At 66.5% G+C, this 13978-nt stretch carries 11 protein-coding genes and 2 riboswitches; of the genes, 9 read left to right on the forward strand and 2 right to left on the reverse strand.

The features are described 5' to 3' along the window. The first annotated feature begins 5 nt into the window (after positions 1–5). The 5 genes from ACR65J_RS01865 to ACR65J_RS01885 all read left to right on the forward strand — a co-directional run bounded on the left by ACR65J_RS01865 (position 6) and on the right by ACR65J_RS01885 (position 5355). Complete coding sequence (locus ACR65J_RS01865) at positions 6–1202, forward strand: glycine C-acetyltransferase (RefSeq protein ID WP_440165546.1); 1197 nt, start codon at positions 6–8, stop codon at positions 1200–1202. A 55-nt stretch (positions 1203–1257) separates the two neighbouring features. Continuing rightward, on the forward strand, positions 1258–2370 hold the full coding sequence (locus ACR65J_RS01870) for an NAD(P)/FAD-dependent oxidoreductase (RefSeq protein WP_440165548.1): 1113 nt from the start codon (positions 1258–1260) through the stop codon (positions 2368–2370). Positions 2371–2381: 11 nt separating this feature from the next. After that, complete coding sequence (gene hutI / locus ACR65J_RS01875; RefSeq protein ID WP_440165550.1) at positions 2382–3593, forward strand: imidazolonepropionase; 1212 nt, start codon at positions 2382–2384, stop codon at positions 3591–3593. A gap of 99 nt (positions 3594–3692) precedes the next feature. After that, positions 3693–4481, forward strand: coding sequence for a DeoR/GlpR family DNA-binding transcription regulator (locus ACR65J_RS01880; protein ID WP_440165552.1), 789 nt, complete (start codon positions 3693–3695; stop codon positions 4479–4481). A gap of 94 nt (positions 4482–4575) precedes the next feature. Next, the gene (locus tag ACR65J_RS01885) at positions 4576–5355 is read left to right on the forward strand and encodes a CPBP family intramembrane glutamic endopeptidase (RefSeq protein ID WP_440165554.1); all 780 of its coding nucleotides are present in this window, start codon (positions 4576–4578) and stop codon (positions 5353–5355) included. 74 nt (positions 5356–5429) lie between these two features. Here ACR65J_RS01885 and ACR65J_RS01890 read toward each other — a convergent pair whose 3' ends face one another. After that, positions 5430–7268 (reverse strand): HNH endonuclease signature motif containing protein, encoded by a 1839-nt coding sequence (locus ACR65J_RS01890; RefSeq protein ID WP_440165556.1) that lies wholly within the window; start codon positions 7266–7268, stop codon positions 5430–5432. Between the two features lie 326 nt (positions 7269–7594). Further along, positions 7595–8233 carry a VOC family protein gene (locus tag ACR65J_RS01895; RefSeq protein ID WP_175318149.1) on the reverse strand — a complete coding sequence of 213 codons (639 nt, stop codon included), beginning with the start codon at positions 8231–8233 and terminating at the stop codon, positions 7595–7597. Positions 8234–8394: 161 nt separating this feature from the next. Beyond that, positions 8395–8509: riboswitch (SAM riboswitch) on the forward strand. Between the two features lie 44 nt (positions 8510–8553). Here ACR65J_RS01895 and ACR65J_RS01900 point away from each other — a divergent pair. The 4 genes from ACR65J_RS01900 (at position 8554) to ACR65J_RS01915 (ending at position 13931) form a co-directional block, all read left to right on the forward strand. After that, the gene (locus tag ACR65J_RS01900; RefSeq protein WP_440165558.1) at positions 8554–9876 is read left to right on the forward strand and encodes a bifunctional o-acetylhomoserine/o-acetylserine sulfhydrylase; all 1323 of its coding nucleotides are present in this window, start codon (positions 8554–8556) and stop codon (positions 9874–9876) included. A 102-nt stretch (positions 9877–9978) separates the two neighbouring features. Continuing rightward, positions 9979–10094: riboswitch (SAM riboswitch) on the forward strand. Positions 10095–10106: 12 nt separating this feature from the next. Beyond that, positions 10107–11222, forward strand: coding sequence for a homoserine O-acetyltransferase MetX (metX, locus tag ACR65J_RS01905; protein ID WP_440165560.1), 1116 nt, complete (start codon positions 10107–10109; stop codon positions 11220–11222). Positions 11223–11401: 179 nt separating this feature from the next. Beyond that, positions 11402–12784, forward strand: coding sequence for an MFS transporter (locus ACR65J_RS01910; RefSeq protein ID WP_440165562.1), 1383 nt, complete (start codon positions 11402–11404; stop codon positions 12782–12784). A gap of 4 nt (positions 12785–12788) precedes the next feature. After that, positions 12789–13931, forward strand: a complete 1143-nt coding sequence (locus ACR65J_RS01915; RefSeq protein ID WP_440165564.1) for a zinc-binding dehydrogenase — start codon at positions 12789–12791, stop codon at positions 13929–13931. Positions 13932–13978 lie beyond the last annotated feature (47 nt).

Raw genomic sequence — 13978 nt, forward strand, 5'->3', positions numbered from 1 at the left:
ATCCCATGTACACCTCCATCAAGGACCAGCTGCGCGAAGAACTGGACGGGATCCGCAGCGCGGGACTGTACAAGACCGAACGCAGCATCAGCTCGCCCCAGTCCAGCCACATCACCGCCGGGCAAATCGGCGGCCCGGGAGCCGACGTGCTCAACTTCTGCGCCAACAACTACCTGGGCCTGGCCGACCATCCGGACATCATCAGCACCGCCAAGGCCGCCATGGATGAGCGCGGCTTCGGCATGGCCAGCGTCCGCTTCATCTGCGGCACCCAGGACCTGCACCTTGAGCTGGAAGCCAAGGTTTCCACGTTCCTGGGCACAGAAGACACCATCCTGTTCTCCAGCTGCTTCGACGCCAACGGCGGCGTGTTCGAGTCCCTGTTGGGCCCGGACGACGCCGTAATCTCCGACGCGCTCAACCACGCCTCCATCATCGACGGCATCCGCCTCTGCAAGGCCCGCCGCTACCGCTACGCCAACCAGGACATGGCCGAACTCGAGGCCCGCCTGCAGGAGGCACAGGACGCCCGCCGGAAACTCATCGTCACCGACGGCGTGTTCTCGATGGACGGGTTCCTGGCCCCGCTCGAGGCCATCTGCGACCTCGCCGAAAAGTACGGCGCCATGGTCATGGTGGACGACTCCCACGCAGTGGGCTTCATGGGCGGCACCGGCGCCGGCACCCCCGAGCACGCCGGCGTCTCTGACCGGGTTGACATCTACACCGGCACCTTCGGCAAGGCCTTGGGTGGAGCATCCGGCGGCTACGTCTCGGGGCGGGGCGAGATCGTCGCCATGCTGCGCCAAAAAGCGCGGCCCTACCTGTTCTCCAACTCCTTGGCACCGGCCATCGTTGCCGCCACCCTCAAGGCGCTGGACCTGGTGCAGAACTCGGCCGACCTGCGCCGCCGCCTGTTCGAAAACGCCGAACTGTTCCGCCGCCGCATGACCGAGGAAGGCTTCGACCTGCTCCCCGGCGAGCACGCCATCGTGCCGGTCATGTTCGGCGACGCCGTCATGGCCGCCAAAGTGGCGGACCGGATGCTGCAGCACGGCGTCTTCGTCACCGCCTTCAGTTTCCCCGTGGTCCCGCGCGGTGCCGCCAGGATCCGGGTGCAGCTCTCCGCTGCGCACTCAGCGGACGACGTCGAAGCGTGCGTAGGTGCGTTCGTCGCCAGCCGGGCCGAGGCAGCAGCCTGACAGGAGTCCCCGAAGGCGGGGTTCCAGTTCGCAGGAACTCTGTCAGGATGGACGGATGGCAGCACACTACGATGTCCTAATTGTGGGCGGCGGCATCGCCGGCCTGTCCCTGGCGTCCGCGCTTGCCGGCCGCTGCAGCGTTGCGCTGGTGGAGGCGGAGCAGGAGCTGGCGTACCACACGTCCTCCCGCTCCGCCCGCCAGCTGATTCCCAGCTACGGGCCTCCCGTGGTGCAGGAGCTCACCGTCCGGACCCTTGAGCTGCTCGCGGCACGCGACGCGGAATCGGCGGAGCCCGTCCTGACGCCGCGCAGTTTCATGCTGGTGGGCTCTGCGGAGGATGTCGCCGCGGAAGCCAGCGGACACATGCAGCCCATTCCGGTGGACCGTGCCCTTGGGCTCTGTCCAGCGCTGCTCCCGGGAACCTTTGCAGCCGCCGGACTGGATACCGGCTCCTTTGGCTGCAATGCGCCCCTTCTGCTGGAGGAGCACCGCAAGCGCGCGCTCTCCGCTGGCGCAGACATCATCACCGGCGCCCGCGTGCATTCCGCGCAACGGCTCGGTTCCGGGTGGCAAGTGGGCGCCGGTGCCGAGGGTTTTGAGGCCGCGGTGCTGGTCAATGCTGCAGGCGCCTGGGCAGACGAGCTGGCGGTGCTCAGCGGCGTGGAAAAGCTGGGCCTCCAGCCGTACCGGCGCACCGCGGCGATTGCCGCCGTTGACCATCCCTTGCCGGCTGCCACCCCCATGGTGGCCGGGGCGGACAACACGTTTTATTTCCGTCCTGACGGCCAGGACGTCCTGATTTCTCCCTCGGAAACCGTACCCAGCGGCCCTGAGGATGCGCGCCCCCGCCCGGGGGACGTGGAGCGCCTGGTGGAAAAGCTCAATGCGATCACCAGCTTGGGGATTACCGGAATCCGCCGGGCCTGGACGGGCCTGCGCACCGAGGCGGCGGACGGGGTGCCGGTGGCAGGGTTCGACGCCGAAGCTGCCGGGTTTTACTGGCTTGCCGGGCAGGGTGGCTACGGCTTCCAGACCTCTGCGGCCCTGGCGGAGCTTGCAGCGGATCAGATTCTTTCCGGTCCGGCGGCGTCCGGCGGGGCTGCGGACCGTCCGGAATCCCGGACAGCTCTGGCACTGGCGGCGACCCGCTGGTCCATCCGACGCTGAAGAATGATTCCATGAGCACCTTGATCACCAACATCGCCGAGCTGATGACGCAGGACCTGGAGCACCGGGTTTTGAAGGATGCGGCGGTGGTGGTCGAGGGTGAACGGATCTCCTGGATCGGGGCGGCGGCCGATGCTCCGGCGGCGGATGACGCCGTTGACGCCGGCGGGCGCGCCATGCTGCCGGGGTGGGTGGACTCGCACAGCCACCTGCTGTTCGCCGGGGACCGCACTGCCGAATTCGAAGCCCGGATGGCAGGGGAGTCCTATGCCGCCGGTGGCATCGCCGTCACCATGAACGCCACGCGTGCCACGTCCGATTTCGACCTCACCCGGCTGGCGATGGGCAGGGTGGCCGAGGCCGTCTCGCAGGGAACCACGTACCTCGAAACCAAGACCGGCTATGGGCTGGACGTTGAGAACGAGGCCCGGAGTGCGCGCATTGCCTCCACCATCGCGGACCAGGTGACCTACCTCGGCGCCCACCTGGTGCCCGCCGGGCAGGACCCGGAGGCCTACACGGACCTGGTCTGCGGGCCGATGCTCGACGCGGTCCTCCCTTACGTCCAGTGGGCTGATGTCTTCTGCGAAGAGGGCGCATTCAACGCCGAGCAGTCCCGCCGCGTGCTGGTGGCATGCCGCGACGCCGGGCTGGGGCTGCGCGTGCACGGCAACCAGCTCGGTGAAGGCCCTGGCGTGCAGCTTGCCCTGGAGCTTGGAGCCGCGAGCGTGGACCACGTTAACTACCTTGCTGCACAGGACGTCAAAGCCCTGGCTGCCTCCTGGTCGGGCTGGGATCCAGCCGCAGGAGCCGGCGAGCGGGGCACCGTTGCAACCTGCCTGCCTGCCTGCGACCTCTCCACCCGCCAGCCGCTGGCCCCCGCCCGCGAACTTCTCGACGCCGGGGTACAGGTGGCGCTGGCTTCCAACTGCAATCCGGGCACGTCATACACCAGTTCCATGGCCTTTTGCGTGACAACTGCCGTCCTCCAGCTGCGCTTGAGCGTGCACGAGGCCGTCCGTGCCGCGACCTACGGCGGGGCGTTGGCGTTGCGCAGGGAAACCGGCCGGGATACCGACGGCGAACGCGCCGTGGGGTCGATCGCCGTCGGACACCGGGCCGACCTGCACCTGCTGAACGCGCCGTCCGCCACGCATCTCGCCTACCGGCCGGGAATGCCGCTGACGTACGCTGTGTGGCGGGCAGGAGTGCGGGAGCGTTAGTTCCCATCCCCTGTATGATTGTTCCTGATCTTTTCCTTCTGCTTATAATCAGGAAACGTCATCCAAAGCGGTGGCTGATGTATCGAAAGGCCCGCTTGCATGACTCGTACCGACCGGTTGACGGCGATTCTTGACCTGCTGGCCAGGACCGGCCAGGTGGAGGTCGACGAGATCGTCAGCACCCTCAACGTTTCCCCCGCCACCGCCCGGCGCGACCTGGACAGCCTTGCCAAGCGCCGCCTGCTGACGCGGACCCGTGGGGGCGCCACCACCGGTGCCCTGGCGTACGACCTGCCGGGGCGTTACAACCGCGACGACCATGCCGAAGCCAAGGAACAAATCGCGCAGTGCGCCTCTGCCTTGATTCGGCCGGGTGCGGTCATCGGTCTCTGCGGGGGCACCACCAGCACCGCGCTTGCGCAGATCCTGGCCACCCGTGAGGACCTGAACGCACCCTCCAACCAGCCGACGCTCACCGTGGTGACGAATGCCATTAACATCGCCGGCCAGTTGGCGGTGCGGCCGAACATCAAGGTGATGGTTACCGGCGGCATCCTCAACCCGCGCTCGTATGAACTCGTGGGACCCTACACGGACATCATCATGCAGAAAGTGGTGCTGGATATCGCCTTCATCGGCGTCAACGGCATCGATCCTGAGGTGGGGCCCACCAACACGGGGGAGGGGGAGGCCTCCGTCAATGCCTTGCTCGCCTCCCGCGCCAGGGTCTCCTACGTCCTGGCTGATTCCTCCAAAGTCGGCGTGCGGGCTTTTGCCACCATGGACGGCTACAACTTCACCCGGCTGATCACCGACTCCGGTATCTCTGCCCGCGACAAGGCAGCCTTTGAAGCCAATGGCACGGAAGTGATTGTGGCGCCGGCCTAAATCCGAGCCGCTGCGCGGGGCCCTGGCCTATCGGGCTGCTGGACACCTGCCGCTCCATCAGGCCGGATCCAGAATCTGAAGGCAAGATGGAAACATGCTGGTTCCCTCCCGCCGTCGACTGCGGCTCGAAGTCTGGATCGTCCTGGGCCTTTCCCTGGGCCAGTCGGCTGTGTACTCCGTGGTGCAGCTGCTCGACAAGGTGACCCGCGCCCCGCTGGCCGAGGGCACGTCCACCCTGAACCGGTCGCAGAGCACCCGCGAGTACTTCGATCTGACATACCAGCTGCTCGACATTATCTTTGCGCTGGTTCCGGTGCTGCTGGTTCTCTACTTCCTCACTGACCAGCGCCAGGCTTCCCCCGGCGACGCGCGCAACTCCGGTTCAGCCTTCCGGAAGCTTGGGTTCAACTTCGCCCGGCCCGGAAAGGACCTGCTGCAGGGCCTGGGGCTGGCCGCGCTGATCGGGATACCGTCCTTGGGGCTCTATGCGGCCGGCCGGGCGCTCGGCATCACCACTGCCATCATCCCCAGTGCCCTGGACGCATACTGGTGGACAGTTCCTGTCCTGATCCTCTCGGCGATGCGCCACGCGGTGCTCGAGGAAGTCATCGTGGTGGGGTACCTTTTGGACCGCTTCGGCAAGTTTGGCTGGAGCACGCCACTGGCCATCGCCGTAAGCTCGCTGCTGCGGGGCAGCTACCACCTGTACCAGGGCTTCGGCCCTTTCATTGGCAACGCCGTGATGGGGGTCGTCTTCGCTTGGCTCTACACCCGCACCAAGCGCGTCATGCCGCTCGTTATTGCCCACGCCCTGCTGGACATTGTGGCTTTCGTGGGCTTCAGCCTTTTCGGTAAGGCGGTCGGGCTGGGATAGCAACGCCCGCAGGCCACGGGCCCGGTCATAATCCCTGCGCGGAATAAGCGGTGGAGTCCTGAACATCACCCCCATCACATTTGCGACAGCAGCAACTGCCAGTCCGCTTGCGGGTCGGGTGGCAGTACGTAGGGCTTTGCATAGAACTCATCCCACAGAGGATCGGCAGGGCACAGCTGGTCTGAATCCAGCACGTTGTCGCCCGGTGGTTCTTCGACAGGCGGATCTGGCCACACCGGCATCTCTGCGAGGAATTCTTGCCACTGCGGATCTTCCGACAGGTGCGGCCCGATCCATGGTGGCGCTAGGTCCAGCGGAGAAGTGGCTTCTTGTGGTGCTGCCACCTCGATGGCGCGCGCAGGAGCATCCGTCGGCAGGAATCCTGGTGGCAAGTGTGTTGGTTCGGGGTGGGGGTGTTCAGGTTTGTAGTGGCGGCCGGTGGGTGAGGTCCAGCCGGGTGGTTCATTGTTGGTTGCCGGGTTTGGTGTCCACTGGCTGTGGTGTTTGAGCCGGTGGTGTTTGGGACAGAGTTGTCCCAGGTTGCTGGTGCCGGTGGTGCCGCCGTGTTCCCAGGCTTTGAGGTGGTCGGTGTCGTTGTCGGGGGTGTGGTTGGTGCAGCCGGGGAAGGTGCACTTTCCGTCGCGCATCCTGATCCAGCGTTTGATGGTCTCGGGAAGCCGGTAGTTCTTCCGGCCGATCTCCAAGGGCGCGCCGTCCCTGGGGTCGACGAGGACCCGGTAGAAGGACTCCGCACCGTCGGCGACGAGTTTGCGGGCCATGGATGCCGGGATGGGTCCGAGTCCGTCCAGCACCGCCGGCTCCTCGGTCGCCCCGAGCAGCGAGAGCACCGGCACCATGACGAGTACATCGGCCCGCGGGGTGGGGACTTCGCCGATTTTTGTGACGGCCGTTGAAGTGGCGGCACTCCCGGAAGCGTTGTCGCTGCCCTGCCCCGTTGCATCATGGGGAGCAGAAAGGACCATCGCACCCCGAAGCGCGTCACCGCTGGCCGCGCCCTGTGTCGGGTCAGCGGGCCCGCCCCCATCGGTGGTGGTGTTGCCGGTGCCGGTCAGGGTGTTGCCGGTGCTGAGGAGTCGTGCTGCTGCGATGTCGGGGCGGAGTTGGGTGAGGGTGCGTGGTTCGTTGGGGCCTTGGAGGCCGCGGGCGATCGCGGTGGTGCGGTTCCAGATGGCGCACGCGGCGTCGCCGGGCAGGTAGAGCGTGACCCGGGCCATGCCGTCGCGGTCCGGGGTGTACTCCATCCTTCGGTCGGCGCAGCCTTTGGCGTGGCGTTTTTCGATGGAGTCGGGGTGGTGGCGTTCGCGCCAGGCACGGACCTTGGCCCGGAACCGGAAGGGGATGAGTTCGCCTGGAGCGGCGCCGCGGGCGGGGTGGGGTACGTTGGGGTCGAAGAAGTGCGCCACGAGTGACGCCGCACCCTCAGGGGTGAGGCCTTCGGTTTCGTCTGCGATGATCTTCGCGTGCTGCCACGACATCACGCCCGCGGCCAGTGCCTCAAACACGTGTGGCAGGGAGCAGATCCGGCGGGACTGGTCCACCAACGCGCCTGCTGCGGCGGAACTGATGGTCAGGACCCCGGCGATCTCCTCCACAACGGACATTTCGGCGTAAGTGCGGTCCTGAACGGAGGCGTCCGGCGGAGTCATCGCCTCCTGGAACCCCGCGGCGTCGGCGGCGTCCTGTGCCTGTCCGGCCGCGAGTTGCGCCGTGAGCCGGGACCGAAGTTCCAGACGCTCCAGCCGGATCTCATACCGCCGCTGCAGAACATCTACATCGGAACCAGCACCCACTCCGGCAGCTATAAATGCGTCTTCACGGTGCAGCGCATCAAGGGCAGCAATGCAGGCGTGAACACCTTCCGGTGCCCTTGCCGCCTCAACTCCTATACCCATAGAAGAATCATCCAACAGGGGTCTGACATTATGAGCTGCGCCTGTGCCGCTGACCGCCCGGGCGGGCCGAGCACCGAAGCCGCCTGCCGTCGTCGTACGTTTTCCATGCGGAGGTTCCTTTTCGCGGCCCAAGTTTCCGGCACGAAAGGAGCACGTGTGGCGCAGAAGAATATGCGGCACCGCACTTTGCAACAGCAGATAGCACTTAAATGAATTCCGCCGCCATTGGGTGGTGACGCCGTTGTCACCACCTAATGGCGGCCGAAGCTTGCCCGGGAGCAACCCGGGATCCTCCCGGAAAAGCCGGAAGGGAAGGGGCTGGAGGGTCAGATAGTGACGGCTCCGTTGGCGGTTTCAAAGGTGACCGAGAGGATGCCCGGTGTTCCGTGCGGGGCCACCCACTCGACCGCAACGTCCTCAAGCGGTTTCTCCACCGGCTCGCCCAGCCACTCGGTTACGCGGGAGGCGGAACCGGCGATGGTCAGGCAGCTCATCTTGAGGTTGCTCTCGTACGCGTTGGACGGGTGGAGTGAGGGATCGCCCTCCCACTTGAGCATGTACGGCACCTGGGGATCGGCGATGAGGCCCAGGATGCCAATCTGCTTCCAGACCAGCTCGCGGCCGTCCGGGAACTTGCGGTTGCCGTTCACGGCGGCGCGGCCAAGGCGTTCCTCGAAGGGGGCGAGGTCGTCCACTTCGACGCACCAGCCCATCCAGCCGCCACCAGCAGCGGAGCGGGCCCGCACGGCCTGGCCGAACGGTGCCTTGTCCGACGCCGGGTGGTCCAGGACCTCGACGACTTCCAGGTACTTGTGGCCGGCGAGCGGGATGATCATATTTCGGGTTCCGAACCGGGGGTGTACGCCACCCTTCACTGCCTCAACGCCGAGGGCAGTTGCAATACGTTCGGTAGTGGCCGCGAGGCCATCGTGTTCACAGGCGTAAGAGACGTGATCCATGCGCATGCGATCATCTTGGCACTTTGTGATCCGGCTCTCAGCTAAGGGTACCCTTACTAGCATTTGACGGGCGGGGCGCCCCCGTCCCGAGGCAGAAGGACCGGCATGAAGACCATGTTCGTCACAATGCTGTCCAGGGCAACCATCCGGTTCCTAGACTGGGCCCAGGTCATGAGTGCCAGCGCCAAGCCCCGGCCCGCTGGCCGGCAACCCTCCATCCGCGGTGGGGTGCCCCGGGTGAAGACCTGGCTCTCCGGCAACAGCCGGGAGCAAGCGCGGCCCGTACTGCCGGTGAGCATGCCGGGCCCATGTCAAAGGAGATTTGGATGTCCAACGGATGGTCCTTCGAAACCCGCCAGATCCACGCAGGGCAGGAGGTGGACAGCGCCACGGGTGCCCGGGCCCTGCCCATCTACCAGACCACGTCATTCGTGTTCCCCAGCGCCGAAAGCGCCGCCAACCGCTTTGCCCTGGCCGAACTTGCACCCATCTACACCCGCATCGGCAACCCTACCCAGGACGCCGTCGAGCAGCGGATTGCCAGCCTCGAAGGAGGCCTGGCAGCGCTGCTGCTGAGCTCGGGGCAGGCCGCCGAAACCTTCGCCGTCCTGAACATTGCCGAGGCAGGGGACCACATCGTGGCCAGCCCCAGCCTCTACGGCGGAACCTACAACCTGTTCGCCCACACCCTGAAGAAGTTCGGCATTTCGGTCACCTTCGTGGACGACCCTGACAACCTGGACCAGTGGCGCGATGCCGTGCAGCCCAACACCAAGCTCTTCTTCGGTGAAGTGGTGTCCAACCCGCGCCAGGATGTCCTGGACATCGAAGGCATCTCGCAGGTGGCCCACCAGGCCGGGGTTCCCCTGATCGTGGACAACACCTTGTCAACCCCCTACCTGATCCGCCCGCTGGAGTGGGGCGCGGACATCGTGATCCACTCGGCCACCAAGTACCTGGGCGGCCACGGTTCAGCCATTGCCGGCGTCATCGTCGATTCCGGCAAGTTCGATTTCGGCAAGGACCCGGAACGGTTCCCGGGCTTCAACACCCCGGATCCCACCTACAACGGCCTTGTCTACGCACGCGACCTGGGTGAAGGCGGCGCACTCGGGGCCAACCTGTCATACATCCTCAAGGCCCGTGTGCAGTTGCTGCGCGACCTGGGCTCGGCGGTGTCGCCCTTCAACGCCTTCCTGATTTCCCAGGGCCTGGAGACGTTGAGCCTGCGGGTGGAGCGCCACGTTGCGAATGCCACGGATGTGGCGCGCTGGCTGGAAGCAAGGGACGACGTCGAATCCGTCGCCTACGCGGGGCTGCCGTCCAGCCCTTGGTACGAGCGTGGCCGCAAGTACGGGCCCAAGGGAACGGGCGCCGTCGTGGCCTTCAACCTGGCCGGCGGCGCGGAAGCCGGCAAGCGCTTCGTTGATGCACTGGAGCTGCACTCCCACGTGGCCAACATCGGTGACGTCCGCTCCCTGGTCATCCACCCGGCGTCGACCACGCACAGCCAGCTCTCGCCGGAGCAGCAGGTGGTGGCCGGGGTTCATCCGGGGCTGGTCCGGCTTTCCGTGGGCCTGGAGCACATCGACGACATCCTGGCCGACCTGGAAGCAGGATTCCGGGCAGCCAAGAGCGCTGACTCCTAGCCCCACACGCCAGGGGCACCGCCGGTGCCGCCGGCAAGCCGGGAAGTCACAACCAGTCATACTCTTGGCCTGGAGCGGGGGGTGTTTCGTACACTCGAACCAGGTCATGAGTGCCAGTGACAGCCCCGGCTTGCTGGCCGGCAACCCTCCATCCGCGGTGGGGTGCCCCGGGTGAGGACCTGGCCTGCCGGTCAGACGACGGCAGGCAAGCGCGTAGAAGAGGTCTTGCCATGACGGTTACCGTCGCCCGAACCACCATCCCCGAACACGGAATCGTCCGTTACGCCTCCATCGGGGGACTGGAACTCGAAGCCGGGGGATACCTCCCGGACGTCACCCTGGCCTACGAAACCTGGGGGACGCTCAACGCGGACGCCAGCAACGCCATCCTGATCGAGCACGCCCTGACCGGCAGCACCCACGTAACCCGCGGCGACACCGACGAAGAAGGCTGGTGGGAGCAGCTGGCCGGTCCCGGCGCTCCCGTGGATACGGACCGCTTCTTCGTGGTGTCCATCAACATTGTCGGCGGCTGCTACGGATCCACCGGCCCGTCGTCGCCGGCCCCGGACGGCCGCCCCTGGGGCTCCAGGTTCCCCCTCGTCACACTGCGCGACAGCACTGTCGCCGAAGCAAGGCTGGCGGACCAGTTGGGCATCAAGAGCTGGTTCGCCGTCCTAGGCGGGTCGATGGGCGGCGCCCGCGCACTGGAATGGGCAGTGACCTATCCCGGGCGTGTGCAGCGCTGCGCCGTGATTTCCGTCGGGGCCGCCAGCACAGCCGAACAGATCGCCTTCGCACAGGCCCAGACGCTGGCCATCCGCCAGGACCCCAACTTCAACGGCGGGGACTACTACGGCGGTCCATGTCCGGAAGACGGGCTGGCGCTCGCCCGCCGGATCGCCCACATCACCTATCGGTCGGCTGCGGAACTGGAAGGCCGCTTTGGCCGGGAACCCCAGGCGCCCGAGTCCCCCCTGCAGGGGGAAGTCCTGGCCTCCCGCGGCCGTTACCAGGTGGAAAGCTACCTGGACCACCAGGGCAACAAGCTGGTGAAGCGGTTCGACGCCAACAGCTATATCGCCCTGACTGAAGCGCTGATGAGCCACGATGTCAGCCGGGGACGGGGAACCCTGGCCGAAACCCTGGCCACCTCCACGGCGCGGTTCTTCGTGGCCGCAGTGGACTCCGACAGGCTCTATTTCCCGTCCCAGTCCCACGAGTTGGCCCAGGCCCTGCCTGGCGACGTGGATGTCCATGTCATCCAGGCGCCGATCGGGCACGACGGGTTCCTGACCGAGATTGGGCAGCTGGGCGGCCAGCTGCGGAGCAGCTTCCTGGCCTAGGCAGCGCCCCGGGAACACCCGGCAGTGTGCATTCCTGCAGATGCCTTCTGCACTATTCGGCGTTGAGGTTGCGCCGCAGGCAGACCATACTCATCGAATCCGGCTTTCGTGGTGTGCATCACATCCGTTTGCCATTGACTGGTCCCCGTGGTGTCGACGACGACGCCGAAGGAGTTCACATGAGTACGGAAAGCTCCGCCGCAAGGCGCACAGAGGAAACCGACGTCAAGGCTTCAGGCCTGAAGAAAGTGGTAACGGCGTCCATGGCCGGCACCGTCGTGGAGTGGTACGAGTTCTTCCTCTACGCATCGGCCGCCACCTTGGTGTTCGGGAAGGCCTTCTTCCCCAACGCCGGCACGGAACTGGACGGTATCATCGCTGCCTTCCTCACCTATGCCGTCGGTTTCGTTGCACGCCCCATCGGCGGCATCGTCTTCGGCCACTTCGGCGACAAGTTCGGCCGCAAGCAGCTGCTGCAGCTGAGCATCATCCTGGTGGGGGTCTCCACCTTCCTCATGGGCTGCCTGCCCACGTTCTCGCAGATCGGCTACTGGGCGCCCGCACTGCTGGTCTTCCTCCGGTTTGCCCAAGGCTTTGCCGTGGGCGGGGAGTGGGGCGGCGCCGTCCTCCTCGTGGCAGAGCACAGCCCCAACAAATCCCGCGGGTTCTGGGCCAGCTGGCCGCAGTCCGCGGTGCCCCTGGGCAACCTGCTGGCCACGGCCGTGCTGTTCGTCCTGTCCTCCACGCTGACCCAGGACGCGTTCCTGGGCTGGGGCTGGCGCGTGGCGTTCTGGCTGTCCGCCGTGATCGTCCTGATCGGTTACTACATCCGCACCAAGGTCAACGACGCCCCCATCTTCCTGGAAGCCCGTAAAGAAGTTGATGCCGGCCACAAGGGCTACGGCGTCGCCGAGGTGTTCCGGCGCTACCCCCGCGGCGTCTTCACCGCCATGGGCCTGCGCTTCGCGGAAAACATCCTTTACTACCTGGTGGTCACGTTCTCCATCACCTACCTGAAGACCGTGGTGCAGGCCGATACCACGCGGATCCTCCTGCTGCTGCTCGTTGCCCACAGCGTCCACTTCGCGGTGGTCCCCATGGTGGGCAAGCTGTCGGACCGGTTCGGCCGCAAGCCGGTCTACATGGCCGGCGCCATCATGGGTGCCACCTGGGGTTTCTTCGCCTTCCCCATGATGGACACGAAGAACGACTTCATCATCCTGGCGGCCATCATGATCGGCCTGGTGTTCCACGCCTTCATGTACGCCGGGCAGCCGGCCATTATGGCGGAAATGTTCCCCACCCGGATGCGCTACTCCGGCGTCTCCCTGGGCTACCAGGTGACGTCCATCGTGGCAGGCTCCCTGGCCCCGATCATCGCAGCGTCGCTCCTGGGCACCTACAAGTCCTCCGTGCCCGTGGCGGTGTACCTGCTGATCGCGTGTGCCATCACCGCCGTCGCGGTCTTCTTCCTGAAGGAAACCCGGGGCATCTCGCTGCACGACGTGGACGCCGCCGACGCCAAGGGCACGGCGGACCTCCTCGCTGCCGGCAAGAAGTAGGCCCATGAAAGCCGCCATCCTCTATTCCACCGTTCCCGCTGCCGCCCAGGCAGGCGCGCAGGGGAAACAGACCTACGCCGAGGCCCGGCCGCTGCTGGTGCAGGAACTGGAACAGCCGGAGCCGCGTGCCGGTGAACTCGGAGTTGCCATCACCTACTCGAGCCTGTGCCATTCGGACCTGTCCGTGGTGGACGGTTCCCGCGTCCGGCCACTTCCCATGGCCCTGGGACACGAGGCCGTGGGGCGGGTGGTGTCCGTGGGCGACGGCGTCTCCGACGTGTCCGTGGGCGACCATGTAGTGCTGGTCTTCGTGCCCAGCTGTGGGCAGTGCCGGGCGTGCCTCTCCGGCAGGCCCGCGCTCTGCCACCAGGCAGCGGAGGTCAATGGTTCCGGGGATTTGCTGCACGGGCCGGCGCTCCTGCGGACGCCGGCGGGGGAGCGCATCAACCACCACCTGGGCGTCTCGGCCTTCGCTGATTACGCGGTGGTTGCGCGCGAATCAGTGGTGGTAATTGACGACGACGTCCCGGACACGGTCGCGGCGATGTTTGGTTGCGCCGTGCTCACCGGAATGGGCTCGATATTCAACACTGCCGGAGTAGGCCCCGGCCTGTCCGTGGCGGTTTTCGGGCTGGGAGCGGTGGGCCTGTCCGCGGTGATGGCGGCACGCCTTGCAGGGGCTGCCAGCGTGATTGCCATCGATCCCAACCAGGGGAAGCACCAGCTGGCCCGCGACGCCGGGGCCACCGCGGTGGGGACGCCGGAGGACGCGGGGCGGCTCATTGAGGAAGCAACGGGCGACGGCGTCGATGTCGCCATCGAGGCGGTGGGCTCGGCCGGTGTGATCGCCTCCTGCCTGGAGCGGGTCACCAGGGGCGGGGCGGTGGTCTCGGTGGGCCTGCCGCATCCGTCCGCAGAGCTGACGGTACCGGCCCTGCAGTTCGCCGGGGCCGGCAAACGGCTTCTGGGCTCCTACATGGGCGACGCCGTTCCCGCGCGGGACATCCCGAAGTACCTGGGGTACTGGCGGGAAGGCAAGCTGCCGGTTGAGCTGCTGCACACCGACACCCGCCCGCTCAGCGAGATCAACGAGGGCCTCGATGCGCTCGCAGCGGGGCAGGTAGTGCGGCGGCTCTTCCGGCCCTGACTCTTCCAGGCCTGACTCTTCCGGGCCGGGGTCTTCCGGGCCCGGGT

Source organism: Arthrobacter sp. SAFR-044 (assembly GCF_059414985.1).

Excerpts from the sequence above, each read along its gene's own strand:
- ACR65J_RS01865 (WP_440165546.1), top strand. The coding sequence starts at position 6 with ATGTACACCTCCATCAAGGACCAGCTGCGCGAAGAACTGGACGGGATC.
- ACR65J_RS01870 (WP_440165548.1), top strand. The coding sequence starts at position 1,258 with ATGGCAGCACACTACGATGTCCTAATTGTGGGCGGCGGCATCGCCGGC.
- hutI (WP_440165550.1), top strand. The coding sequence starts at position 2,382 with ATGAGCACCTTGATCACCAACATCGCCGAGCTGATGACGCAGGACCTG.
- ACR65J_RS01880 (WP_440165552.1), top strand. The coding sequence starts at position 3,693 with ATGACTCGTACCGACCGGTTGACGGCGATTCTTGACCTGCTGGCCAGG.
- ACR65J_RS01885 (WP_440165554.1), top strand. The coding sequence starts at position 4,576 with ATGCTGGTTCCCTCCCGCCGTCGACTGCGGCTCGAAGTCTGGATCGTC.
- ACR65J_RS01890 (WP_440165556.1), bottom strand. The coding sequence starts at position 7,268 with ATGGGTATAGGAGTTGAGGCGGCAAGGGCACCGGAAGGTGTTCACGCC.
- ACR65J_RS01895 (WP_175318149.1), bottom strand. The coding sequence starts at position 8,233 with ATGCGCATGGATCACGTCTCTTACGCCTGTGAACACGATGGCCTCGCG.
- ACR65J_RS01900 (WP_440165558.1), top strand. The coding sequence starts at position 8,554 with ATGTCCAACGGATGGTCCTTCGAAACCCGCCAGATCCACGCAGGGCAG.
- metX (WP_440165560.1), top strand. The coding sequence starts at position 10,107 with ATGACGGTTACCGTCGCCCGAACCACCATCCCCGAACACGGAATCGTC.
- ACR65J_RS01910 (WP_440165562.1), top strand. The coding sequence starts at position 11,402 with ATGAGTACGGAAAGCTCCGCCGCAAGGCGCACAGAGGAAACCGACGTC.
- ACR65J_RS01915 (WP_440165564.1), top strand. The coding sequence starts at position 12,789 with ATGAAAGCCGCCATCCTCTATTCCACCGTTCCCGCTGCCGCCCAGGCA.